Below are 25,723 nucleotides of genomic sequence, written 5' to 3' on the forward strand. Positions count from 1 at the left end.
TTTTCACCTCACTATTCCACAATAGAAAACAGGAGGACTATCCTCCTGTTTTCTTAATAATTTTGACTACCTAATTTCACCGTTGTTGTTGCTCGTTTTGTACCACGATAAAATGTCAGAGTCATTTTATCGTCAATTTTTTTATTATATAATACCGTTCGGAATCCGATAATATCGTTTATTTGCTTTCCGTCAACAGCCACAATTACATCATGTTCCCGAAGTCCTGCATTTGCACCAGGAGATGGGCTTTTCACATCTAAAATACAAACACCCGCTGCTACACTACCTGGTAAATGCAACGTTTCAGACCAATAATAATTCGGAATTTCATTTAAAGATCTAAGTTCAACCCCAACATACGGTCGTCTTACTTTTCCATGCTTTTCAAGCTCATTCATAACAGGAACTGCTCTTGTAACTGGAATAGCAAGTCCAATTCCCTCTACTTCTTTCGCTGCAATTTTCATTGAATTGATTCCAATTAATTGTCCTGCCGCATTTACCAGTGCACCGCCACTATTTCCTGGGTTAATAGCTGCATCTGTTTGCAATACTTCAACTTGCCAGTCATAGTGCCCATCCTGATCTAAGTCTACAGGAACAATTCTCTCATTTGCAGAAATAATCCCTTGCGTAACAGTTCCTGAGAATTGTAATCCAAGTGGGTTTCCAATTGCAATTACCGCTTCCCCACGACGAACTGTATTCGAATCTCCTATCTCAATGACTTTCTTTACATGTTTCGCATCTATTTCTAAAACCGCTAAATCTGTAACTACATCACTACCTAATACTTTACCAGGTACTTTTCTACCGTCGCTTAGGCTCACCTCAATACGATTTGCCCCTGCGACAACATGATGATTTGTTACGATATGAGCATGACCATTTGTTTTCTTATAAATCACACCTGATCCTGTCCCTGCTTCCGCATCTGCTTCTGAAAAATTATCACGTTGTATGTTAATAATTCCAACAACAGCCTCAGAAGCACGATCAACAGCATCTACAAATCCCGAATGTCCTACTCGCATTGTATTTGTTTGCGATGGTGTACCTTCGCTTGCTTCCGCTTGCTTCATTGTTTGTGAACCAGAATCAGAAAATAAAGGGGCTCCAAATGCAAACAATGAAGCCCCAACAATTGTTCCTGCTATACTAGAAATAACGATACCTTTGTGCTTCTTTTTACCAGTTCGTTTCATACGAAATTCTTCTTCATCAATAAAGGACATACTTGTTCACCAATCCTCCCGAAAACAACTATATTCTCCTTTATTGTTTACTAAAACCAAGAATTATACGTATTGAATTTTCGTTGGTGCCTTTGGATCCGTATCATGTATATCAAATGCTTCCCCAACTGCAAAACCTTTCTCTTCTAGCACCTGCGCAACAGACATACGTGCTAGTTCTTTCATATTATTATCTAAACTCAAATGCGCTAAATAAATATGTTTCGTCTCATCTGTGATAACATCAGTCATTGCAAGTGCAGCATCTTCATTAGAAACGTGACCTACATCGCTTAAAATACGTCGTTTTATACTCCATGGATAGCGTCCCATACGAAGCATTTCAACATCATGATTACTTTCAAATACAAAGGCATTTGCGCCTTTAATGATACCTTTCATGCGGTCGCTCACATACCCTGTATCTGTAATAAGGGCTAATTTCCTATCATTATGATGAAATGCATAAAACATCGGTTCTGCCGCATCATGAGAAACGCCAAACGATTCCACTTCAATATCTCCAAATGTTTTCACATCACCAATGGAGAAAACAAATTTTTGGTCCGTTGGAATATTACCAATTAAATGTTCCATAGCATTCCACGTTTTTTCATTTGCATACACAGGTAACTGATATTTACGTGCTAACACACCAAGACCTTTAATATGATCACTATGCTCATGAGTTACAAGAATGCCTGATATATCTTGAATATCCAATTCAGCTTGCCGAAATAAAGCTTCTGTCGCTTTCCCGCTCAAGCCTGCATCAACGAGCAATTTCTGTTTATCAGTTCCTACATATAGCGCATTTCCTGTACTGCCACTTGCAAGTACACTAAAATGCAAACTCATTTCTGCTCACTCCATTATTTTTTCTTTTTCATTTTCCTTTTCTTTCCCTAACTCAATAACTTGTCCCTCAATAGCATTTACAAAATAATCTACTTTCCGATCTGTTTTTAAATTCCATGTTGGAGCAAGCACTTGTATATTAGAAGCAGTAGATGTAACAAGAGTTGCATATCCAATCTGTGCTTCTTTAAAATGCGTATTTTGTTTTATTTCAATCTTAAAGAATAAATTTTCTAAAGCTGTTTGAGCTGTAATAATCTCTTGTTCTTTTGCTTTCTCATTCTCACCCATCTCTTTTAAATCAGTTAACATTGTTTGGGTATATGAAACAAATTCACCTTTTTCATTTACATCCACAACAATCATCCCATGATCATTATAAAAGATAGGTTTATCTTTATACTTTTGAAAAAAATAAATTTTTGTTGCTTCTGCCTTACCAAACTCATATTTCTGACCATCTAGCACATAATTTTTCAAGAAATCACTATATTTATCTTTAGACAGTGTCTTTGCATTTAGTAATGGTTCCTTTAATTTACTTACAATTGTGTTTCCATCTTGTAAACTAACTGTTTGGTTTTTTAAGGCACGGATATCCTCTTCTTTAAATACCTTATTTTTTGCTGTAATAAAGGAATCTTTCTTTGGTTCTTTTGGTAAATCACCAACTGTAATTTTATCATCTTTTAACTGTTGATCTACCTTTGTTTCTGCCATTAACTCTAATTGGTTACTATCTTGCTTTTGAATGAATTGAAACACGAGGAAGAGGTCTAAAATAAAAAAGGTAACAATAAATATTGTCTTAATCCGATTCCAGTCCAATTAGCTCTCCCTCCTTCTCTTCACTCCACTCAAGTACTTGATGATCTTCACCGTAAACCACATACCAAATCGGCTTTAAGCTTCCAGTTGCAACCTGCCCATTTGGTCCATTTGGTCCATTTTCTGGTACTAATTTATAACCAATTCCTATATCTTGAATTAACTTTTTATCTAGATTCGACTTTTTTTGTAATGATTCTATAACAGTCCATCCAGCCGGAAGTACGGTCTTTTTATCCTCATATTTATTAATCTCCAAATTAAATAATGGACGCTTATAGCTAATTAATTCTTCTGCTCCCCATACTTGTGTTAATGCAGTCATGCCTTCGCTATTAAATACTGGTAAATCTTCTTCATATAAACGGAACTTTGTTTTCCCTTTGGAATTTAGATAATCAAATCTATATGCATCTGTTAAGCCGCTATGACTATTAACAAATTCGAAACTTCTTTGCATAAGGATGTTTCCATACATACGTGCACCGCTAACCACGGATGAATTTGTATACTTTAACATTCGGTTCTGCTTATTGATTTGCATAAGACGAATACCATCCGTATAAGTTTCTTCTAATTCATTAGAAATAGGAGTCACATAACGCGGGTCACTAAATAGGACATTTTTAAATGATTCTACAGGCAAATCCCGTGTAAAATATAAAAAATCCTGCATTTCTGTTGAACCATCCGGTAAAAATATTCTTTTTGTATCATTTATGTCATAAGCAAAATAAGGTCTTGCTAAAGCTAAAAATTGATTTTGTGCATTTACAATGTCACTTAGATTTACACCTGTTAATGTCATTCTATACAATTTACGATGGTTATAAGAAACAAAATTCACATCAATATTTTGATCCCGACTTTTAGAAGGGTCAATAACAATACGATCAAAATTATACATATCTAACTTCTTATCTTTAATTGTTAATACGCCCCTAATCGCATCAAACGGAACCTCGGTCGGAAAGACAATCTCAATCTTCCCTTCTCCATGTACATAAGAGAGGAAATCACTTTTAGAGATAGAGCTCGTGATATCCTTAAAATCATGAAACTCACCTTTTTCAAGAACTCTATATAACAAGTTAATATTGTCTCTCTTTTCATTTACAAAATGCTTCTTATCCTTATGAACAATCATAGAAGATGGGACAATTACATTTGAAAAATCTTTTTTTAGTGCTTCTGCATTCCCTTGGACAAATTTTGTGCTTTGCATTGAATTAGAATCTGGTACGTACGTCCATAAATTAAAAGTAAGGAACAGACTAATGACAACTAGATTAATCAGAACAATGGTTTTAAAGTTCTCCATATTCATTCCCAATCGTCCTCTTCTTCCTTCGCCATTGGAAGAGTGAAATAAATCGTTGTTCCTTTTCCTTCTTCACTTTTTGCCCAAATCGATCCACCATGTGCCACAATCATTTCTTTAGCAATAGCTAAACCTAAGCCCGTTCCACCCATCTGCCTTGAACGCGCTTTATCTACACGATAGAAACGTTCAAAAATCTTCTCTACATTTTCTTTTGGGATACCCATTCCCTGGTCACTCACACTAATTTCTAACATATCTTCTCGATCACGCAAGCGATATGTTACTGTTCCACCTTCAGGAGAATATTTTAAAGCATTCGAAATAATGTTATATAAAACTTGTGTAATTTTATCAGCATCCATATCAATGAATCGAGACTTCTTAGAGAATGAACGTTTAAAGATTACATTTTGTTCTTTTGACATTTCAAAACGATCGATAACATTATTAAAGAAATCTGTAAAGTCTACCCATTCCTTCATTAAACGATGTTCTGTACTATCTAATTTAGATAATTGTAACAATGCATTTACAAGTCGAATCATTCTTTCCGTTTCTTCTTGTGTAACTGTTAAAAATTGCGGTGCAATATTTGGGTCTTGCCATGCACCATCACTAAGTGCCTCTAAATAGCTACGCATCGTTGTTAACGGTGTCCGTAGTTCATGTGACACGTTCGCCACAAACTCACGGCGCTCACGATCAATACGCTCTTGTTCTGTCACATCATATAATACAGCGATTAAACCATTTGCTTTACCTGTTTCCTTTTGAATAACGGAAAAACTAGCTCGCAGAATATACGGTTCATTTCGCGTACTAAAATCTAATAACACAGAATCTGGTTCTTCATAGAGATGATCAAGTGTAAACTCCTCTTGAATGCCCAACACTTCTAAAACAGACTGATCTAATGCCGTTTCACGTGAAACGTTTAACATCTTTTCTGCAGGGTCATTTAATAAAATAATATCTCCTTTTCGATCAGTAGCGATTACTCCATCTGTCATATGAGATAAAACAGACGAAAGCTTACGTCTTTCACTTTCAGTCGAAGAACGTGCTTGTTGTAATTTTTTTGATAAATTATTAAACGCTAATGCCAATTGACCGATCTCATCGTGACTATGGACTTTTACTTTACGAGAGTAATTTCCCTTTGCCATTTCAATTGCTTGTCTTCGCATATCTGAAATTGGTCTTGTAATTGTTTGAGCTAATAAAATTCCTAAAACTGCCGTTACTAATAAAGCAATCACTGTCCCGGTTGCAAAAATTTGATTGATATCCTTCATCTGCTTATAAACATCTTCCATAGAAGCAACGATGTGAATGACACCTATTATGTTCCCCTTATCATTTTCAATTGGGGTTGCCATAACTTGAACGCGATGTCCAGTAGTTCCATCCTTCTCAATTTTTCCTTCAGCTTTTTTTTGGACAAGGGCCCTTTGGACTGATATGTCTGTTACTGTTTTCCCTACCATGCCTTGTTTAGATGGAGATGGATTAGATATGGCTAATAAACGCCTATCCTTGTCAATAACACGTACTTCTTGAATATCCTTTTTCCGGTCTAAAGCAAAATCAGTAATTGATGTTTTAAGTGCCTCATCTAAAGGTACATCATTTTTTTCACGCTCTTTTGCAAACTCTTGTTTCAAGTTATAAGACAGTAAATTTGTTTGCTGCGTTAATGAATCTTTAAAACTTTGTACGAGACTCTTCTCAAGTTCCCGAACAAAATATACACCAATAACCTGCATCGCTATCAAAATTAATAGCATGTATATGAGCACAAACTTCAAATGAATCGATTGAAAAAAACCAACTTTCTTCATATACTATTCCTGCTCTGGGTCACGCAAGTAATACCCTACTCCACGTCTTGTTACAATTAAAGTTGGATGACTTGGGTTATCTTCAATTTTTTCACGCAAACGACGTACTGTCACATCTACTGTACGTACATCCCCAAAATAATCGTAACCCCAAACCGTCTGTAATAAATGCTCACGTGTCATAACTTGTCCTAAATGTTTCGCCAAGTAGTGAAGCAATTCAAATTCACGATGAGTAAGTTCAATGCTTTCTTCTCTTTTCGTTACACTGTACGCATTTGGATTAATAACGATTGGTCCAATAACCATTTCTGTGTTTTCTTCTTTTTCAGCTGCTCCGCCTTGTTGATGGCGGCGTAAGTTTGCTTTCACACGTGCCAATAATTCACGTGTACTAAACGGTTTTGTTACATAATCGTCTGCACCAAGCTCAAGCCCTAATACTTTATCGATTTCAGAGTCTTTTGCAGTTAGCATAATAATCGGCATTTCAGAGCTTTTTCGTATTTCACGACAAACTTCTAATCCATCTTTTCCTGGTAACATAATATCTAATAAAACCATATCTGGTTGTTCTTCATTTGCCTTTTCAATGGCTTCATCTCCATCATGTGCCATTACAATTTCAAAGCCTTCTTTTTCTAAATTAAATTTTAAAATATCTGCAATCGGTTTTTCATCATCAACGACTAAGATTTTCTTTCCCATCATTGTTTGTTTCCTCCTAATAAAAATATGGTCAATCATTCTCAAACATTCACAACTATTTGTATGGTATATAACCAAATAATCGTATCCTTTGTTTGAGTATTTTCTCCTCTATTCTCATAGAATCACGTATGATCCACATATAAATGGAACATGTACCATCTACAGAAAAACCCCTAGCTTCAACTGCTAGAGGCTCCTCATTCTATTGTAAAATAACTACTCTCATTTGTAAAATTGAACAAATAAAAAGGATATTAAGTGGGCCCACTTAATATCCTGAGAGTGGCTCGGGACGGAATCGAACCGCCGACACGAGGATTTTCAGTCCTCTGCTCTACCGACTGAGCTACCGAGCCAAAACATATATATAAAACCACTAATGGTGGTATAAACAAAAGTGGCGGTCCCGACCGGGGTCGAACCGGCGATCTCCTGCGTGACAGGCAGGCATGTTAACCACTACACCACGGGACCACAAAACATATATAAAGACATGACCCGTACGGGATTCGAACCCGTGTTACCGCCGTGAAAGGGCGGTGTCTTAACCACTTGACCAACGGGCCACGAAAAATAAAATGGTGAGCCATGAAGGACTCGAACCTTCGACCCTCTGATTAAAAGTCAGATGCTCTACCAACTGAGCTAATGGCTCATACTCACCAACGTCATATTTTCGTGACGACAAGAGTTATCATATCATAATAGCTTTTATTTTTACAATACCTTTTTTATATTTTTTTATAAAAGATAAGAAAAAACTCATGTTCACATGAGTTTTTTCTTACATAAACCAATTCTATATCAATTAACCACCGTATACGTTACGAACGATGTTTGTTTGATTACGATCTGGACCAACAGAGAACATAGATAATTGGATACCTGTTAATTGAGACACACGCTCTACATAATGTCTTGCATTTTCAGGAAGCTCATCTAATGATTTTACACCAGTAATATCTTCTGTCCAACCTGGAAGCTCTTCATATACAGGCTCACATTTCGCTAAAATGTTTAAGTTTGCTGGCACTTCATCCAGAACTTCTCCATTATATTTATAAGCGATACAGATTTTCACAGTTGGAATACCTGTTAATACGTCGATAGAGTTTAAAGATAGATCTGTTAAACCACTTACGCGGCGTGCGTGTCTAACAACAACGCTGTCAAACCAACCTACGCGGCGTGGACGACCAGTTGTTGTACCATATTCACGACCGACTTCACGAATTTGATGACCAATTTCATCATGAAGTTCAGTAGGGAATGGTCCGTCACCAACACGGCTTGTATATGCTTTACATACACCTACTACACGATTAACTTTTGAAGGACCAACACCAGAACCGATTGTTACGCCACCAGCAACTGGATTAGAAGACGTAACAAATGGATACGTACCTTGGTCGATATCTAGCATAACACCTTGTGCACCTTCAAATAATACACGACGACCTTCATCTAATGCATCATTTAATACGACAGATGTATCGCATACATATTGTGCGATTTGTTGTCCATACTCAAAGTACTCTTCGAAAATTTCTTCTACACTGAAACCTTCTGTATCGTACATTTTTTCAAATAAACGATTCTTTTCTGCTAAACTGCGCTCAAGCTTTTCTTTAAATGCTTCACGATCTAATAAATCAGCCATACGAATACCAATACGAGCAGCTTTATCCATATATGCAGGACCGATACCTTTTTTCGTTGTACCGATTTTATTATCACCTTTACTCTCTTCTTCTAACTCATCTTGTTTTAAATGATAAGGTAAAATAACGTGAGCACGGTTACTAATACGTAAGTTATCAGTGCTTACACCACGATCATGTAAGTATTTTAACTCTATAAGTAATGCTTTTGGATCTACTACCATACCGTTTCCGATAACACAAATTTTTTCTTTATAGAAAATACCAGATGGAATTAAGTGTAATTTATACTTAACACCGCCGAAAACAATTGTATGTCCTGCGTTGTTTCCACCTTGATATCTTGCAACTACTTCCGCATGCTCAGAAAGAAAGTCAGTAATTTTACCTTTTCCTTCGTCGCCCCATTGTGTTCCTACAACTACTACTGAAGACATTATTCAAGCACCTCCGCAATTTTCAAACGAACTTTTCAAACAATATAATTGTACCAAAATGAAAAGAGAAGTCAATTTAAAAACGAACATTTTTTTATGTTTTATCTGTTTCGTTCGTAAGAATTCTTTATTCACACCATGAAAGCCCTATCTTTTATTTATAAAAAAAGAAACACATCTTATTATAAGAAATGTGTTTCTTTTTTATACTCCTACTATGCCGGCGGCGCATGTCCATCTTCAAAACGTCGCTCTAAGTTTACGAATTTGTTAAATTCCTTCACGAATGCGAGTTCTACAGAACCTACCGGACCATTACGTTGCTTTGCAATAATAATTTCAATCGTGTTTTTATTTTCTGTTTCACGATCATAGTAATCTTCACGATACAAGAACGCCACAATATCGGCGTCCTGCTCAATACTTCCCGATTCACGAATGTCAGACATCATCGGACGTTTATCTTGACGAGATTCAACACCACGAGAGAGCTGAGATAAGGCAATAACAGGAACCTGTAGCTCACGCGCAATTCCTTTTAATGTACGGGAAATTTCAGACACTTCCTGCTGACGGTTTTCACCAGATTTCCCACTACCTTGAATAAGCTGTAAGTAATCGATTAAAATCATGCCAAGTCCCTGTTCTTGCTTTAATCTACGGCATTTCGCACGAATTTCACTAACACGAATTCCCGGCGTATCGTCAATATATATTCCAGCATTTGAAAGACTTCCCATTGCCATTGTCAACTTTGCCCAATCATCTGAAGTTAATGAGCCCGTACGAAGCCTTTGCGCATCAATATTTCCTTCCGCACAAAGCATACGCATAACAAGCTGATCAGCCCCCATCTCTAAACTAAAAATCGCGACATTTTCATCTGTTTTAGTCGCCACATTCTGCGCGATATTCAGTGAAAATGCCGTTTTTCCCACCGAAGGACGGGCTGCCACAATGATTAAATCGTTACGCTGAAATCCCGCTGTCATCTTATCTAATTCAGTAAATCCAGTCGGTATCCCTGTAACTTCACCTTTTTGATTATGCAAAAGTTCAATTTTATCATAAGCATCTACAAGAACATCCTTAATATTCTGGAATGCTTTTGCATTTGTTTGATGTGATACTTCTAATATTTTTTTCTCCGCTTCATTTAGCAAGCCTTCTACATCATCTTCGCGTTCATAACCATCTGATACAATGTGAGTTGCCGTTCGAATCAAACGACGCAAAAGTGCTTTTTCCGCAATAATACGTGCATAATACTCTACGTTAGCAGCTGTTGGAACAGCCTCCGCTAATTCAGCTAAATAGGAAACACCACCAACTTCTTCTAACAACCCTTGGTCAGCAAGTGCTGCTGTTGCGGTAACTAAATCAATTGGTTCTCCTTTATCAGATAGTTCAAGCATAACCCCAAAAATCTTTTGGTGTGCTGTCCGATAAAAAGATTCAGGTAGCAGCAGTTCTGAAGCCGAAGTTAGCGCATCTTGATCAAGGAAAATCGCCCCTAGAACTGCTTGTTCGGCCTCTATATTATGCGGAGGTGTACGATCAGCAAATACATCACTCATACGCAATCCTCCTTGCCTAACTTATTTTTATTGCTCACTAACATGAACTTTTACTGTTGCTGTTACTTGAGGATGTAATTTTACAATTACGTTTGTATATCCTAATGCACGAATTGCATCGTCCATTTCAAATTTACGTTTATCAAGCTTAATATTATGAGCTTTTTGCATTGCATCTACAATTTGTTTGCTTGTAATAGAGCCGAATAAACGACCGCCTTCACCAGATTTTGCTTTTAGCTCTACTGTTAATTTTTCTAATGTTTCTTTTAGTTTTTTGGCATTTTCAAGTTCAGCTGCTGCGTCTTTTTCTTCTTTGCGCTTTTGTGCTTCTAACGTCTTCATACTACTGTTATTTGCTTCAGCAGCTAACCCTTGTTTTAATAAGAAGTTATTTGCGTAACCGTCCGGTACATTTTTTACTTCTCCTTTTTTCCCTTTACCTTTTACGTCTTTTAGAAAGATTACTTTCATGATTGTGTGCCTCCCTGTAAATAGTCATCAATAACAAATTGAAGTTTATCTTCCGCTTCATCAACCGTTATATTTTTCATCTGTGTAGCGGCATTTGTTAAATGTCCACCGCCCCCTAGGTTTTCCATAATTAGCTGTACGTTCACTTCTCCTAAAGAACGCCCACTAATTCCGATAAAGTTTTCCCCACGTTTTGCGATAACAAAAGATGCAATTACACCTGTCATCGTCAACAACGTATCAGCTGATTGCGCAATTAATACTTGATCATAATACTCATCACCAGCTACTTTGGCAATCGCAATTCCATTTTTATAAATGTAAGCATTTTGAATCGTTTTTGCAACTCGTAAATACTGCGCCATATCTTCTTTCAGTAATTCTTGTACAAGAACTGTATCCGCTCCATGTGAACGTAAGTAAGAAGCTGCATCAAATGTACGAGCACCTGTCCGAAAAGTAAAGCTTTTTGTATCTACTATAATACCAGCCAGTAATGCTGTCGCTTCTAGCATTGTCATTTTTAAACGTTTCGGCTGATATTCAAGGAGCTCTGTTACAAGCTCAGCTGTCGAAGATGCATATGGCTCCATGTATACAAGAAGAGGATCCTCAATAAATTCTTCACCACGTCGATGATGGTCAATTACAACCACATTTTCTATCTTATGCAAAAGTTTTTCCTCCATCACCATGGAAGGTTTATGAGTATCAACAACAACAAGCAATGAATCATCAGTTGCAAATTCCATGGCCTGCTGCGGCGTAATAAAATGAGACCATAATTCCTCATTTTGTTTCACTTTATCCATCAAACGTTTAATACCCTTATCAGAATCATTCTCGTCTAATACAATGTACCCTTCACGTTCGTTTAACTGTGCTACTTTTAAAATGCCAATGGCTGCTCCGATTGCATCCATATCAGGAGCCCTATGGCCCATGATAATTACATTACTGCTCTCCAATACTAAATCTTTTAATGCATGTGAGATAACCCTTGCACGTACACGCGTACGTTTTTCAACCGGATTTGTTTTACCGCCATAAAACTTCACTTTTCCTGTTGCTTGTTTAATCGCAACTTGGTCTCCACCTCGTCCTAAAGCAAGATCTAAACCCGATTGAGCCATTGCACCAAGCTCTGATAAAGATAAGTCTCCCGATCCTACACCAACGCTTAGTGTAAGTGGAATATTTCGTTTTGATGTTTCTTCACGTACTTGATCTAAAATATCAAACTTTCCCTTCTCCATTTGCGCCAAAATACTTTCGTTTAACACAATGAAAAAACGCTCTGATGAAGCTCGTTTTAAATATGCACCATATTTGAGGGCCCACTCATTTAAACGTGATGTCACCAAGCTCGTGATGTTCGTACGTAATTGATCATCCAATCCTTGTGTAACTTCATCATAATTGTCCAAATAAATAATCGCGAGAACTGTACGCTGATCCTCATACATTTTTTCAATTTCTGTTTGCTCTGTTACATCAAAAAAGTAAATTAACTTTTCCTCTTTCCTTACAAACACACGAAACTTACGATTATTTAAAGATACAATATCATCAGCTGTTTCTCCTTTAATAAAAAGGAGTAAGGTTTCTGACATGTCATACAAATGCCAACCCGCTAAGGAATGTTGCCCCAAACAAGAAGAAAAGTAAGGATTTGCCCAATCAATTCCATAGTCCTTATTGTATAACAAAATACCAATTGGCATTTGATTAAATGCCTCATTACTGACTTTTTTTACCCTTGTAATCATATCCGTTGTATACTTTTCAAAATTCCTCTGAAAAGCTAGCTCAGACCGAATCACCAAAAAGAGTACAATACAAAAAATAAAAAAAGCGACCATTCCCATTATCCAGTAAAAGTAACCAAGAATGGCAATAAGCACAAACATGAAAAAAGCCAATACATAAACAGGATATAAAAACCTCTGTCTCTTATAAAATTCAGGCATGTATCCAACTCCTATAAAATAAAACTAACATAAATAGGAAATCATTCCATTCCTATTTATGTTTAGTCGAACAGATTAAACACCCCAAAGTTAAACTTCCACTAAAAAGCTTGCGTCACATAATAAACTTTATATAAATACAAATCGAAAAGCCTTATTTTTCAGATAGGAGAGAGAATCCAACCATGCATAGAAGCGGTCATACCCTATTCCTGCCCCATGCCAAGTTAAAACAAACGGAGAAACGAGTGTAAATTACCTTTTGTTTTCATAGCATTAACTTATATGCACAAAACCTAAAGTACGATTGATAATGAGAGTTTCACTGATTTCATCCCTCGTTCTCACTTATTTTGATTGTATTTTAGAACGTAATGAAAAGCTTAAATCAATTATACCTAAGATTGTCACTAGAGGAAACAGCATCGGGATTACCATACATACGACAAAGCTGAGAATAGGAATCGCCTTTGCATAACCCTTTGCATATGCAAAAAAAGCTATAAATGCAAATCCTTGGAATAAAAGAAGCAATGAAAAGATGGCATATAAATTAGAAAATGCCATATATACATATGAATCTGATTCGACTTTCATAAATGTTGAAAGCAAAATAAATACAACATAATACCAAACAATACTTTTTGGTAATCGGATATTTCTAAACTTAGGCCATGGTGCTATAGTATACTTCAATCTCTTTAAAACATTACCTGCTATTAATACTGTAATCCAAGAATATATTAAAGAAACCATTACAAGCAAACTTGGCAAAAGAATTCGAAGCATATCACTGAATTGCCCTAACAAATCTTTTTGCTCTTGACTAATTGGCGCACCCGCTGCCTTCATTATTTTTTCACTTTGCTCCATTCCTTGTTTGAACATATCTTGCATTTGCTTAAGAAAATCCATATTAAAAAATTGTATACTCACAACATAAACAAGTACAAAATTAAGCAGATATACAAGCATTCCTACCAATAATATTTCTATTGGCCCTTTCTTTTTCTTATAAATATATCCTAAAGAAATGCCTATTACGCCTGACATGAATGTATTCACAAGACTAAGTGGCGAACTAATAATAATAGTAACAAAAATTGATGCTCCAAAAAACATACATGTACTAGAAAACGGGTATCTTACTATAAACAATAAAAAGGGTAATGGTAGTGCGAATATTGCAACCATACTTATAACAGGTATATACAAGAATGTTAAAAGTAAAACCGCATATACCGCTAACAAAACTGCCCCTTCTGTAATAAGCCTTGTACGCTTCATTTTTTACCTCTCTTTCCGAAAAGAAAAGCATAGCAAAATGCACAGTAGAGTCTCACTCTACTGTGCATTTCATACGCTATTATTCACCAACATATGGTAAAAGTGCCATTTGACGAGCACGTTTAATTGCAACTGTAAGTTTGCGTTGGTATTTTGCGCTTGTTCCCGTTACACGACGAGGTAAAATTTTACCACGCTCAGAAACGAAACGTTTTAATAAATCAACATCTTTATAGTCGATGCGAGTGATGCCGTTAGAAGTGAAGAAACACACCTTACGACGTTTCGCACGTCCACCTTTGCGTCCTGCCATGTCTATTTCCCTCCATTCTTTGTTAGAAATAACCGATCTATACCATTAGAATGGTAAATCGTCGTCCGAAATATCAATCGGTTGGCCTACATTTGAAAATGGGTCGTCATTCTTTGTAAATCCAGAGTTACCTGAATTACCAGATTGACCAAATGGGTTAGAGCCTTGGTTACCGTAACCAGCTCCTGATGGTTGCTGATTGAATGAACCGCGTTGCTCCCCACCGCCATTACGCGGCTCTAAAAATTGTACGCTCTCCGCAAGAACTTCTGTTACATATACACGTTTACCATCTTGTCCCTCATAATTACGAGTTTGAAGACGTCCATCTACGCCTGCTAAGCTACCTTTTTTCAAATAATTTGCCACGTTTTCTGCTTGTTTACGCCATATTACACAATTAATAAAGTCAGCTTCACGCTCACCTTGTTGATTCGCAAATGCACGATTCACAGCTAACGTGAAAGTAGCTACCGCAACACCATTGGGCGTGTAACGTAAGTCAGGGTCCTTAGTTAAACGACCAACGAGGATAACACGATTCATCAATCGAACCACTCTCCCTATATATCTTAATTATTTTTCTTCTTCTTTAACAACGATGTGACGAAGGATATCTTCGTTGATCTTAGCTAAACGGTCGAATTCGTTAATCGCTTCTGCGTTAGCATTCACGTTTAAGATCATGTAGAAACCTTCACGTAAGTCGTTGATTTCGTAAGCTAAACGACGCTTACCCCACTCTTTCGTGTTAATGATTTCTGCACCATTGTTTGTTAAAACACCTGCGAAACGTTCAACTAAAGCCTTTTGAGCTTCTTCTTCAACGCCAGGACGAATGATGTACATAATTTCGTATTTTTTCATTACACTTTCACCTCCTTTTGGTCTAAACGGCCCATAATGGGCAAGGAGCAATTAATTATATAGTAATTACTCACGAGTTTAGATTATATCATAGTAAGTTAGATGAATCAACTAACCAATAAATAAAAAACTTGGCAAACATATGATAGGTTCACCAAGTTGATATCTCTATTTTTTCCTAGGAAATATTGATTTACACGTTAAAACGGAAGTGCATAACATCTCCATCTTTTACGATATACTCTTTTCCTTCTAGACGTACTTTTCCTGCTTCTTTAGCAGCTGTCATAGAACCGTTCTCCATTAAGTCATCGTATGAAACTGTTTCAGCACGAATAAATCCACGCTCGAAGTCTGTATGAATAACACCAGCACATTGAGGTGCCTTCATGCCTTGTTTGAACGTCCATGCACGTACTTCTTGTACACCAGCTGTGAAATAAGTAGCTAGTCCTAATAAGTCGTATGCAGCACGAATTAACTGATCTAAACCAGATTCTTCAATCCCTAACTCTTCAAGGAATACTTTTTTCTCTTCCTCATCTAGCTCAGCTATTTCCGATTCAATTTTTGCACAAACAACAATTACTTGTGAATTTTCATTTGCTGCAAATTCTTTTACCATCTTTACATATTCGTTTTCAGATGGATCCATAATATCATCTTCACTTACGTTAGCTACATAAAGCATTTCTTTTGTTGTCAATAGGTGAAGTCCTTTAACAATCTTCATTTGTTCGTCTGTAAATTCAACAGTACGAGCTGGTTTCCCTTCTTCGAATGCCTCTTTTAAACGAACTAAAATTTCGTGCTCATATACTGCTTCTTTATCTTTTTGTCTCGCTAATTTTGCCACACGTTCAATACGTTTATCTACAGATTCTAAATCCGCTAAAATCAATTCTAAATTGATCGTTTCAATATCATCGATTGGATCTACTTTTCCTGAAACGTGTGTAATATTTTCATCTTCAAAACAACGAACAACTTGGCAAATCGCATCTACTTGGCGAATATGAGATAAGAATTTGTTTCCTAGTCCTTCACCTTTACTTGCACCCTTTACGATACCTGCAATATCAGTAAACTCAAATACAGTTGGAACAGTTTTTTTCGGTTCAACTAGTTCTGTTAGTTTATTTAAGCGTTCATCTGGTACCTCTACAATCCCTACGTTCGGATCAATTGTACAGAATGGGTAGTTTGCAGATTCTGCTCCCGCTTGTGTAATTGCATTAAATAATGTTGATTTCCCTACGTTTGGTAAACCAACAATCCCAGCCGTTAATCCCATATTTTTCACTCCTATGTCTCAATCTTCCATCATTATAGATAGTAACGAATAAAATGACAAGTTCCCTAAAAGTCCAAAAAAGTAACAGCCACCTGAAGCGACTGTTACTTTTTCTCTATTCTTCGTGCCTTACAAGAACTTTTTTCACCTTACGATCAAACTCTCTTCGAGGAATCATTACCGAATGGCCACATCCCTCGCACTTAATGCGGATATCCATTCCCATACGAATAATTTTCCAACGATTTGCACCACACGGATGGGCCTTCTTCATCTCCACAACATCGTACAAGTTATATTGCTTTTGTTCCACTCTCCAAACTCCCCTCGTTATTAATTTGCTTGTTGATTAACCATCTCTTTACGATTATATAAAACCATATGTGGATATGGAATCTCAATGCCGTTTAAATCAAGGCGATTTTTAATTTCTTTACGAAGCGCTCTAGCAATAGGTGCATGCTGCATCGGTTCCACTTCAGCAATTACACGGAGCACAACTTCAGATGCACCAAGTGTTTGAACACCTAATAATTGTGGTGTTGCTACCATTTTCTCATATTTTCCTGGTAATTCTTCTAATAACTCTTCAATTATTCGTTCTGCTCTTGCTATATCACTTTCATAAGAAATTGATACATCGACAAATGCTACGCTATTACTAATAGAAAAGTTTGTTACTTGTGTAATACTACCATTTGGCAAAATATGAACTTCTCCCGTCCAACTTTTTAATTTTGTTGTACGTAATCCAATTTCTAAAACTACACCTTCAAATTGGCCGATGCGAACATAATCACCAACAGAAAATTGATCTTCTAATAAAATAAATAACCCTGTAATGACATCTTTTACTAAACTTTGAGCACCAAAACCGACTGCTAAACCGATTACCCCAGCCCCAGCTAATAAACCTGATGCATTAATATTAAATACGCCTAAAATCGCGATTAACATAATGAACATAACAACGTACGCTACAATATTTTCAAGCAACTTAGCTACCGTAACCGTACGTCGCTCTGAAATTTGAATTGGCGAGCGGCTTCCCATACGAAACGCATTTCTAACAATTGCTCTTGCAATACGTACTACTATCATACCTGCTACTAAAATAACTAAAATCTTTAACGTTACAACCCCAATATACTCCCAGCGATTTGAGTCCATTAAATATTTCAGTATGGTATCAAACCATTTATTTAATACATCCATACCATTCTACCTCTCCAAAAAAATTTTCTTTTCATCCATTCATTCTTTATTGTATCAGAAGTTTTCTCTATTTCTGCAAAAAATTTATTACCTTTTTTGCGTTTGTTTGCTTTGATCTAGGTATAAAATGTCATGAATATATATATACTAGTACTATTATTTCTGGTTTTATAAATGGCTTGCAAAAATAGAGGACTTATAATTTTTTCCATATTACGAAATAAAATCTATACCTAAAAAACTTTACAGTGAATCGTAAAATTTATCAGAAGGATGGATGATTCATGAATATAGGAAATTTCCGCTTGCCTTTTTTTGAAAAAAAATCGCAGAATGTTATGCATCACGATTTAGAAGCTTGTACAACAATTAGTGATTTTCTCTTCTCACACATACCTATTCATGAAACGAAACCCCTCAGCATAATTTGTATTGGAACAGATCGTTCAACCGGTGATGCACTTGGTCCATTAGTTGGATCTAAACTAGAACAAATGAACATTCAAAATTTCCACGTATTTGGCACACTTGATGAACCAATTCATGCACTAAACTTAGAGGATAATATCCAGAATATTCAAACCTCAATTCCTGATTCTTTTATTATTGCAATTGATGCTTGCCTTGGGAAATCTCAAAACATCGGTTCCATAACTGTTGGTGAAGGACCTAGTAAGCCTGGAGCAGCAATGAATAAAAAGTTACCTGCAATTGGTGATCTACATATACATGGCATCGTAAACTTAAATGGTTTCATGGAATTTTTTGTGTTGCAAAATACAAGATTAAGTCTCGTTATGAAAATGGCCGATATTATTGCCCAAAGTATAAAGGAAACAGATCAAAAATTATCCGTATTAAAAAAAGCAAACCATCTATAAATAAAAAGATGGTTTGCTTTTTAGTTTTCCCCAGATAATAATTCTAAAATACGATTTAAATCTTCTTTATTGAAAAATTCTATTTCAATTTTTCCTTTTTCTTTCTTTGTTTCTTTGATTTTTACACCTGTTCCAAACTTTTCTCTCAACAATGTTTCACGCTCTTCAAAAAATATATTTCGTTCTTGTTTTACTTTCTTTGTTTCACGTGAAACTCGCTGATGCATCTGTTGAACAATTTGCTCTAACTGCCTAACATTTAATCCTTCCTTTTCAATACGCTTCAATAAAGACTTTAGCTGTTCTTCGTCTTTGATTGTAAGTAATGTCCGTCCATGTGCCATAGATAGATTTCCATCTGCAATCATTTCTTGAACAAATGAAGGAAGGGTAAGCAAACGAACATAATTAGCAATGTATGGCCTACTTTTTCCAAGACGCTTTGCTAATTGTTCTTGCGTTACATTCAGCTCATCCATTAGCATTTGATACGCCAAAGATTCTTCCATTGGATTTAAATCTTCACGTTGTAGATTTTCCAACAAGGCAAACTCCATCATTTGCTGTTCATTTAATTCTCGAACAACAGTTGGAACTGTTTCAAGATGTGCCTCTTTTGCAGCACGGTATCTTCTTTCACCAGCAACAATTTCATATCCTTTAATACTTTTCCTTACGATTAAAGGTTGTAAGATGCCATGTTCTTTAATAGATGCTGCCAATTCTTGAATTGCTTCTTTTTGAAAGCTTTTACGCGGTTGATAGGGGTTTGGCCTTAATTCATTTAGTGCAATTTCTTGAATTTTCTCTTCTTCTTTCACATCTAAATCTGGAAAGAACGCATTAATCCCTCTTCCTAATCCCTTAGCCACCAGCAATCACTTCCTCTGCTAAATCTATATATACTTCTGCACCCCTTGATTTAGCGTCATACTGCATAATTGGTTTCCCATGACTTGGCGCTTCACTCAAGCGAACATTGCGTGGGATAATCGAACGATATACTTTATCTCGGAAATACTTCTTCACTTCATCTATAACCTGAATTCCTAAGTTTGTACGTGCATCTAACATCGTTAATAGTACACCTTGAATCGCTAAATTTTTATTTAAATGCTTTTGTACAAGTCGAACTGTATTCAGTAATTGACTCAATCCTTCCAGTGCGTAGTATTCACACTGAACGGGAATAATAACGGAATCCGCTGCTGTTAGTGCATTAATTGTTAATAAGCCTAAAGATGGGGGACAATCAATAATAATATAATCATATTCATTACGAATTGGTTGCAAAGCCCTCTGTAAACGAACTTCCCGGGAAATGGTTGGTACCAGTTCAATCTCAGCACCTGCCAATTGAATTGTAGCAGGTAGAACATCTAAGTTTTGAGTTGCAGTTTTCCGAATAACTCCTTGAACTTCTGCATCTTCCACAAGAACATTATAAATACATTGATCTAACTCCGACTTTTCAATTCCTACACCTGTTGTTGCGTTTCCCTGAGCATCAATGTCAATAAGCAGTACTTTTTTCCCTACCTGTGCCAATCCAGCTCCTAGGTTAACAGACGTTGTTGTTTTTCCTACACCGCCTTTTTGATTAGCAATAGCAATGATTTTTCCCATGATGTCACCTACTTTCAACCTTTCTGTCTTATTCTAAAAATAATTATGTTTATTGTAACACGAAATAAAATTTTTTCTTTTGCATCCTTATTAAACTTCAAAATTTATTCTAAAACTCCTTCTTCATTTAAAAAGAAAAATATAGGAAAAAAAAGACCTCCCCAAAATGGTGAGATCTATATCACATACAAATTATTTTTTTTTAGGAATCTTAATTGTGATCTGATAATACTCATCAAACTCTTCTTCTTCAGAATTGACATTCAGTCCACTATTTGCAACCATTTGTAATGATTGTCTAATTGTATTCATCGCAATTCTCATGTCACGACTTACTGCTTTTTGTTTTGCCTTACGCTTTGGTTTTACTTCCTCCAATAGCTTAGCAATACGTTCCTCAGCCTGTTTTACATTTAATTGCTTTTCTATAATTTCTTGTAAAACCTTCAACTGCAATTCCTCATTTTTCAAGGGAATCAGAGCACGAGCGTGACGTTCTGTAATACTCTTTTCTAACAATGCTTGTTTGATTTCCTCAGGCAACTTTAATAGTCGCAACTTATTTGCAATTGTTGATTGCCCTTTTCCGAGCCTCTGCGCTAACGCCTCTTGTGTTAAATTATGTAACTCAATTAGCTTTTGATAAGCAACAGCTTCTTCAATTGCTGTTAACTCTTCACGTTGTAAGTTCTCAATTAGAGCAACGGAAGCCGTTTCCGTATCATTTAAGTTTTTAATAATTGCCGGAACCTTTTCCCATCCTAATTTCGTTGCAGCACGAAAACGTCTTTCCCCGGCAATAATTTCATACTTATCTTCTTCATATTGCCTTATAACAATTGGTTGAATAAGTCCATGTGTACGAATGGTCAATGCAAGTTCATCGATTCGTGCATCATCAAAAACTGTACGCGGTTGGTAACGATTCGGAATAATATTAGCTATCGGGATTTCTTGTATTTCTTCATATATCTTTTTATCTATTTCTTCATGGCTTTCGTCTTGTAATTCGAATTCGCTCTCTTTATCTCCAAAGCCAAATAAACGAGAAAACGTATTTTTCATACATATTCCACCACCTTTGGGCCTATTGAATGTCCTACACAAAAATGTTTCCTATGAAACATTTACGTTTTCATTTATATAATTTAATCTTACGTCTAATAAGATTTACTTTTCAATAGGTAATTTATTGGGTGTCCCTGGCTTACGCGGATATTTCTTTGGTGTTTTGCGCTTTTTCATGATTGATAGAATGTTACGTTCACTTTCTTCAAATGGTAATTGGAAAGTAGAAATTTCTTTCAGCTCACCGCCAAGCACTTCTAAAGCATACTTACCATTTTCGATTTCTTCATTGGCAGCTGCACCTTTCATTGCGATAAATGTCCCACCTACTTTTACAAGTGGTAAACATAGCTCGCTTAGTACAGAAAGACGCGCTACCGCACGCGCCATCACAATGTCAAACGATTCACGTACACCCTCTTTTTTCCCGAATGTTTCAGCACGATCATGGCAGAACGCAACATCACTTAACTCTAATTTTTGTGCTAAATGATTTAAAAAATTTATACGTTTTTGCAATGAATCTACAATTGTTATTTTTAAATGCGGGAAACAAATTTTCAATGGAATACTTGGGAATCCGGCACCTGCACCAACATCACAAATGGAAAATGGTTTTGAAAAGTCACAATAAAAGGCAGCTGTAATCGAGTCAAAAAAGTGTTTTAAATACACTTCCTCTTTCTCTGTAATAGCTGTTAAATTCATTTTCTCATTCCACTCCACTAATGTTTCAAAGTAGATTTCAAATTGCTCTAATTGCCTAGGAGAAAGGGTAATCCCTCTTTCTCCTAGCATAGATTGAAATTGTTCTATGTTCATCTTGCCATATCTCCTTACTTAATTATTGGTTCGATACTCGCGCAATTTTTCCTTGTTCGATATACACAAGTAAAATGGAAATATCAGCTGGATTTACTCCAGAAATCCGGGACGCTTGCCCCATAGACAGAGGACGAACATCTTTTAATTTTTGTCTCGCTTCAGAAGCGATTCCAGAAATCGCATCATAATCAATGTCAATAGGAATTTTTTTACTTTCCATTTTCTTCATACGTTCTACTTGTTGTAAGGATTTTTCAATATATCCTTCATACTTAATTTGAATTTCTACCTGCTCGGCGATTTCATCGTGTATTTCAGCTTCACTTGGCGCAAGCGTGCGAATATGTTCATACGTCATTTCCGGACGACGTAGTAAGTCACTTGCACGTATTCCATCCTTTAATTCGCTTCCACCAGCACTGCGAATTAATTCTTGCACCTCAGGGCGTGGTTTAATAATAATGCTTTCTAAACGCAATTTTTCTTGATTAATCTGTTCCTTTTTCGCGCTAAAACGCTCATAGCGCTCTTCTTGAATTAAGCCAATTTCATGGCCAATTTCCGTTAGACGAAGATCCGCATTATCATGACGTAATAATAAACGATATTCAGCTCGGGATGTTAAAAGGCGATATGGTTCATTCGTCCCTTTTGTCACAAGGTCATCAATTAAAACACCAATATAAGCATCTGAACGACCTAAAATAACCTCTTTCTTCCCTAAAGAGCGGCACGCTGCGTTAATTCCAGCCATAATTCCTTGCCCTGCTGCTTCTTCATAACCAGATGTACCGTTAATTTGACCCGCTGTATATAAATTTTTAATTTTTTTCGTTTCAAGTGTCGGCCATAGCTGCGTTGGTACAATTGCATCATACTCAATCGCATAACCTGTGCGCATCATCTCAACATTCTCTAAGCCAGGAATCGTTTTAAGCATTTCACGTTGTACATCTTCTGGTAAGCTTGTTGACAAGCCTTGTACGTATACTTCCTGTGTATTGCGTCCTTCCGGCTCTAAGAAAATTTGGTGGCGTGGTTTATCGTTAAATCGTACCACTTTATCTTCAATTGAAGGACAGTAGCGCGGACCTGTTCCTTTAATCATACCAGAATACATAGCTGAACGATGCAAGTTTCGATCAATTAAACGATGTGTTTCTTCGCTCGTATATGTTAGCCAGCATGGAATTTGATCCATAATAAATTTTGTTGTTTCAAAAGAGAAAGCACGAGGTTTATCATCACCTGGTTGAATTTCTGTTTTGCTATAATCAATCGTACTACTATTTACTCGAGGTGGTGTACCTGTTTTAAATCTGACAAGATCCAATCCGAGCTCCTCTAAATGCTCTGATAATGTGATAGACGGTTGCTGATTATTTGGACCACTTGAGTATTTTAAATCACCCATGATAATCTCACCACGTAAGAATGTACCAGTTGTAATTACAACTGTTTTCGCTGTATATTCAGCTCCAGATTGTGTAATTACACCTTTACATACATCATCCTCAACAATTAGACGTTCTACCATTCCTTGACATAATGTTAAGTTTGGTGTTTCTTCAATTGTTTTCTTTAATTCATGTTGATATGAAAATTTATCCGCTTGTGCACGCAGAGCGCGTACAGCTGGCCCTTTCCCCGTATTCAACATACGCATTTGGATATGTGTTTTATCAATGTTACGTCCCATTTCGCCGCCTAATGCATCAATTTCACGTACAACAATCCCTTTTGCTGGTCCACCAACAGAAGGGTTACAAGGCATAAAAGCAACCATATCTAAATTAATTGTTAACATTAATGTTTTTGAGCCCATTCGTGCTGCTGCAAGACCAGCTTCACATCCTGCATGACCTGCACCGATTACTATGACATCGTAAGAACCGGCATTGTATCCCATTATTTATTCCTCCTAAGATCATCTATCCTTCTAAAATACCTATGCTTTATTTTCCTAAACAAAATTGAGAAAACAATTGATCAATTAGGCTTTCATGGACAGTATCACCAGTAATTTCACCAAGTATTTCCCACGTTCTTGTTAGATCAATTTGAACCATATCAATCGGAACACCGTTCTCTATTGCATCAATAGCATCTCCAATTGTCTTTTCTGCTTGTGTTAATAAACCGATATGTCTTGCATTAGAAACATACGTCATATCTGTCGACTCAATTGCTCCTTCAAAGAATAAATCGGCTATAGCTTTTTCTAGCTCATCTACACCTTTTTCTTCAATTAGCGACGTTGTAATGATACGATTTTTACCCGCTAATTCTGTAACACGGTCCATATCAATTTGCTTTGGTAAATCTGTTTTATTTACAATAACAATAAAGTCTTTTCCTTGCACCGCAAGGAATAATTCTTCATCTTCAGTCGTTAACGCTTCACTATAGTTTACTACAATTAGAACTAAATCGGCTTGCCCCATCATCTCTTTTGAGCGCTCTACGCCAATTCGTTCAACAACATCTTCTGTTTCACGGATTCCGGCAGTATCAATGAGTTTAAGTGGTACACCACGTACATTGACATACTCTTCAATGACATCACGCGTTGTTCCTGCTATATCCGTTACAATAGCCTTTTTCTCTTGAACCAAGCTATTTAATAACGAAGATTTCCCAACGTTAGGTCTTCCGATAATTGCGGTAGCAATTCCTTCTCGTAAGATTTTTCCTTGCTTAGATGTCTCCAATATTTTTTGTATTTCTCCGCGAACATGTGTCGCTTTTTCAATTAAAATATTGTGTGTCATTTCTTCGACATCATCGTATTCTGGATAATCTATATTCACTTCTACATGAGCTAATGTTTCTAAAATTTCTTGACGAAGTCGACCAATTAATTTGGATAATCGTCCTTCCATCTGATTAATTGCTACACTCATCGCTCGATCCGTTTTCGCACGAATCAAATCCATTACAGCTTCCGCTTGCGATAAGTCGATACGCCCATTTAAAAACGCTCGCTTTGTAAATTCACCAGGCTCTGCCAAACGTACTCCTTGAGCCAAAATAAGTTGTAATACTTTATTTACAGAGACAAGACCACCGTGACAGTTGATTTCTACGATATTTTCACGCGTAAAAGTCTTTGGTGCCCGCATAATTGACACCATTACTTCTTCAATAACCTGATCTTTATCTAAATCAACAATATGACCGTAGTGAATCGTATGAGAAGAAACTGTCGTTAAATCTTTCCCTTTAAAAATGCGATTGACCTTTTCAATCGCATCCTCTCCACTTACTCGAACAATGGCAATTGCCCCTTCCCCAAGTGCCGTGGAAATTGCAGCAATTGTATCAAAATCCATGTCCTTTCACCTCACTTGCTTATTTCTCTCTATTTCAACATGATTTTTTACCTTCACTAAACTAATAGGATACCATAACGAACCTATCTACAAAAG

The 25,723-nt window shown here is 36.5% G+C and carries 24 protein-coding genes and 4 tRNA genes; 1 reads left to right on the forward strand and 27 read right to left on the reverse strand.

Annotation, left to right across the window (positions count from 1 at the left end):
* Positions 1–53: 53 nt before the first annotated feature.
* From HRG09_RS11345 to HRG09_RS11445, 21 genes are all read right to left on the reverse strand, one after another.
* Entirely contained in the window at positions 54–1,238 is a 1,185-nt protein-coding gene (locus HRG09_RS11345; protein ID WP_174100913.1) for a S1C family serine protease, read from the reverse strand.
* A gap of 63 nt (positions 1,239–1,301) precedes the next feature.
* Positions 1,302–2,096 (reverse strand): MBL fold metallo-hydrolase, encoded by a 795-nt coding sequence (locus HRG09_RS11350; RefSeq protein ID WP_174100914.1) that lies wholly within the window; start codon positions 2,094–2,096, stop codon positions 1,302–1,304.
* A gap of 6 nt (positions 2,097–2,102) precedes the next feature.
* On the reverse strand, positions 2,103–2,924 hold the full coding sequence (locus HRG09_RS11355; RefSeq protein ID WP_174100915.1) for a two-component system regulatory protein YycI: 822 nt from the start codon (positions 2,922–2,924) through the stop codon (positions 2,103–2,105).
* The gene (locus tag HRG09_RS11360) at positions 2,905–4,251 is read right to left on the reverse strand and encodes a YycH family regulatory protein (RefSeq protein WP_174100916.1); all 1,347 of its coding nucleotides are present in this window, start codon (positions 4,249–4,251) and stop codon (positions 2,905–2,907) included. The genes HRG09_RS11355 and HRG09_RS11360 overlap by 20 nt, the downstream gene beginning before the upstream one ends.
* Positions 4,248–6,089: a cell wall metabolism sensor histidine kinase WalK gene (gene walK, locus HRG09_RS11365; RefSeq protein WP_174100917.1), complete on the reverse strand. Its 1,842-nt coding sequence runs from the start codon at positions 6,087–6,089 to the stop codon at positions 4,248–4,250. The genes HRG09_RS11360 and walK overlap by 4 nt, the downstream gene beginning before the upstream one ends.
* 3 nt (positions 6,090–6,092) lie before the next feature.
* Positions 6,093–6,800: a cell wall metabolism DNA-binding response regulator WalR gene (gene walR, locus HRG09_RS11370; protein WP_002174499.1), complete on the reverse strand. Its 708-nt coding sequence runs from the start codon at positions 6,798–6,800 to the stop codon at positions 6,093–6,095.
* A gap of 283 nt (positions 6,801–7,083) precedes the next feature.
* Positions 7,084–7,156 (reverse strand) — tRNA-Phe (locus HRG09_RS11375).
* A 42-nt stretch (positions 7,157–7,198) separates the two neighbouring features.
* Positions 7,199–7,274, reverse strand: a tRNA-Asp gene (locus HRG09_RS11380).
* A gap of 20 nt (positions 7,275–7,294) precedes the next feature.
* Positions 7,295–7,366 (reverse strand) — tRNA-Glu (locus HRG09_RS11385).
* A 13-nt stretch (positions 7,367–7,379) separates the two neighbouring features.
* Positions 7,380–7,455: transfer RNA gene (locus tag HRG09_RS11390), tRNA-Lys, on the reverse strand.
* Between the two features lie 153 nt (positions 7,456–7,608).
* On the reverse strand, positions 7,609–8,898 hold the full coding sequence (locus HRG09_RS11395) for an adenylosuccinate synthase (protein ID WP_174100918.1): 1,290 nt from the start codon (positions 8,896–8,898) through the stop codon (positions 7,609–7,611).
* 215 nt (positions 8,899–9,113) lie between these two features.
* Entirely contained in the window at positions 9,114–10,475 is a 1,362-nt protein-coding gene (gene dnaB, locus HRG09_RS11400) for a replicative DNA helicase (protein ID WP_174100919.1), read from the reverse strand.
* 27 nt (positions 10,476–10,502) lie between these two features.
* Positions 10,503–10,949, reverse strand: a complete 447-nt coding sequence (gene rplI / locus HRG09_RS11405; RefSeq protein WP_174100920.1) for a 50S ribosomal protein L9 — start codon at positions 10,947–10,949, stop codon at positions 10,503–10,505.
* Positions 10,946–12,919 (reverse strand): DHH family phosphoesterase, encoded by a 1,974-nt coding sequence (locus HRG09_RS11410; protein ID WP_174100921.1) that lies wholly within the window; start codon positions 12,917–12,919, stop codon positions 10,946–10,948. The genes rplI and HRG09_RS11410 overlap by 4 nt, the downstream gene beginning before the upstream one ends.
* A gap of 348 nt (positions 12,920–13,267) precedes the next feature.
* A complete protein-coding gene (locus tag HRG09_RS11415) occupies positions 13,268–14,206 on the reverse strand; it encodes a YybS family protein (protein WP_174100922.1) in 939 nt (312 codons plus the stop codon).
* A 79-nt stretch (positions 14,207–14,285) separates the two neighbouring features.
* Positions 14,286–14,519: a 30S ribosomal protein S18 gene (gene rpsR / locus HRG09_RS11420; RefSeq protein ID WP_000918874.1), complete on the reverse strand. Its 234-nt coding sequence runs from the start codon at positions 14,517–14,519 to the stop codon at positions 14,286–14,288.
* Between the two features lie 45 nt (positions 14,520–14,564).
* Entirely contained in the window at positions 14,565–15,068 is a 504-nt protein-coding gene (gene ssb, locus HRG09_RS11425) for a single-stranded DNA-binding protein (protein ID WP_097793947.1), read from the reverse strand.
* 27 nt (positions 15,069–15,095) lie between these two features.
* Positions 15,096–15,386 (reverse strand): 30S ribosomal protein S6, encoded by a 291-nt coding sequence (rpsF, locus tag HRG09_RS11430; RefSeq protein ID WP_174100923.1) that lies wholly within the window; start codon positions 15,384–15,386, stop codon positions 15,096–15,098.
* 193 nt (positions 15,387–15,579) lie between these two features.
* A complete protein-coding gene (gene ychF / locus HRG09_RS11435; RefSeq protein WP_174100924.1) occupies positions 15,580–16,680 on the reverse strand; it encodes a redox-regulated ATPase YchF in 1,101 nt (366 codons plus the stop codon).
* A 115-nt stretch (positions 16,681–16,795) separates the two neighbouring features.
* Positions 16,796–16,993, reverse strand: coding sequence for a DUF951 domain-containing protein (locus HRG09_RS11440; protein WP_000436049.1), 198 nt, complete (start codon positions 16,991–16,993; stop codon positions 16,796–16,798).
* 20 nt (positions 16,994–17,013) lie between these two features.
* Positions 17,014–17,895, reverse strand: a complete 882-nt coding sequence (locus HRG09_RS11445; RefSeq protein WP_174100925.1) for a mechanosensitive ion channel family protein — start codon at positions 17,893–17,895, stop codon at positions 17,014–17,016.
* A 284-nt stretch (positions 17,896–18,179) separates the two neighbouring features.
* On the opposite strand from HRG09_RS11445, the gene yyaC reads away from it, so the two are divergent.
* Positions 18,180–18,776, forward strand: a complete 597-nt coding sequence (gene yyaC, locus HRG09_RS11450; RefSeq protein WP_174100926.1) for a spore protease YyaC — start codon at positions 18,180–18,182, stop codon at positions 18,774–18,776.
* 20 nt (positions 18,777–18,796) lie between these two features.
* Here the strand turns inward: yyaC and HRG09_RS11455 are convergent, their stop codons facing one another.
* From HRG09_RS11455 to mnmE, 6 genes are all read right to left on the reverse strand, one after another.
* Positions 18,797–19,648 carry a ParB/RepB/Spo0J family partition protein gene (locus HRG09_RS11455; protein ID WP_174100927.1) on the reverse strand — a complete coding sequence of 284 codons (852 nt, stop codon included), beginning with the start codon at positions 19,646–19,648 and terminating at the stop codon, positions 18,797–18,799.
* The gene (soj, locus tag HRG09_RS11460) at positions 19,641–20,402 is read right to left on the reverse strand and encodes a sporulation initiation inhibitor protein Soj (protein ID WP_174100928.1); all 762 of its coding nucleotides are present in this window, start codon (positions 20,400–20,402) and stop codon (positions 19,641–19,643) included. The genes HRG09_RS11455 and soj overlap by 8 nt, the downstream gene beginning before the upstream one ends.
* A gap of 192 nt (positions 20,403–20,594) precedes the next feature.
* Positions 20,595–21,467, reverse strand: coding sequence for a nucleoid occlusion protein (gene noc / locus HRG09_RS11465; RefSeq protein ID WP_174100929.1), 873 nt, complete (start codon positions 21,465–21,467; stop codon positions 20,595–20,597).
* Positions 21,468–21,572: 105 nt separating this feature from the next.
* Entirely contained in the window at positions 21,573–22,292 is a 720-nt protein-coding gene (rsmG, locus tag HRG09_RS11470) for a 16S rRNA (guanine(527)-N(7))-methyltransferase RsmG (protein WP_174100930.1), read from the reverse strand.
* Positions 22,293–22,314: 22 nt separating this feature from the next.
* Positions 22,315–24,204 (reverse strand): tRNA uridine-5-carboxymethylaminomethyl(34) synthesis enzyme MnmG, encoded by a 1,890-nt coding sequence (gene mnmG, locus HRG09_RS11475; RefSeq protein ID WP_174100931.1) that lies wholly within the window; start codon positions 24,202–24,204, stop codon positions 22,315–22,317.
* A gap of 46 nt (positions 24,205–24,250) precedes the next feature.
* Positions 24,251–25,627, reverse strand: coding sequence for a tRNA uridine-5-carboxymethylaminomethyl(34) synthesis GTPase MnmE (gene mnmE, locus HRG09_RS11480; RefSeq protein ID WP_174100932.1), 1,377 nt, complete (start codon positions 25,625–25,627; stop codon positions 24,251–24,253).
* Positions 25,628–25,723: the final 96 nt, after the last annotated feature.

Source organism: Bacillus sp. Xin1 (assembly GCF_013314535.1).
In the GTDB taxonomy this organism is placed as follows: Bacteria; Bacillota; Bacilli; order Bacillales; family Bacillaceae_G; genus Bacillus_A.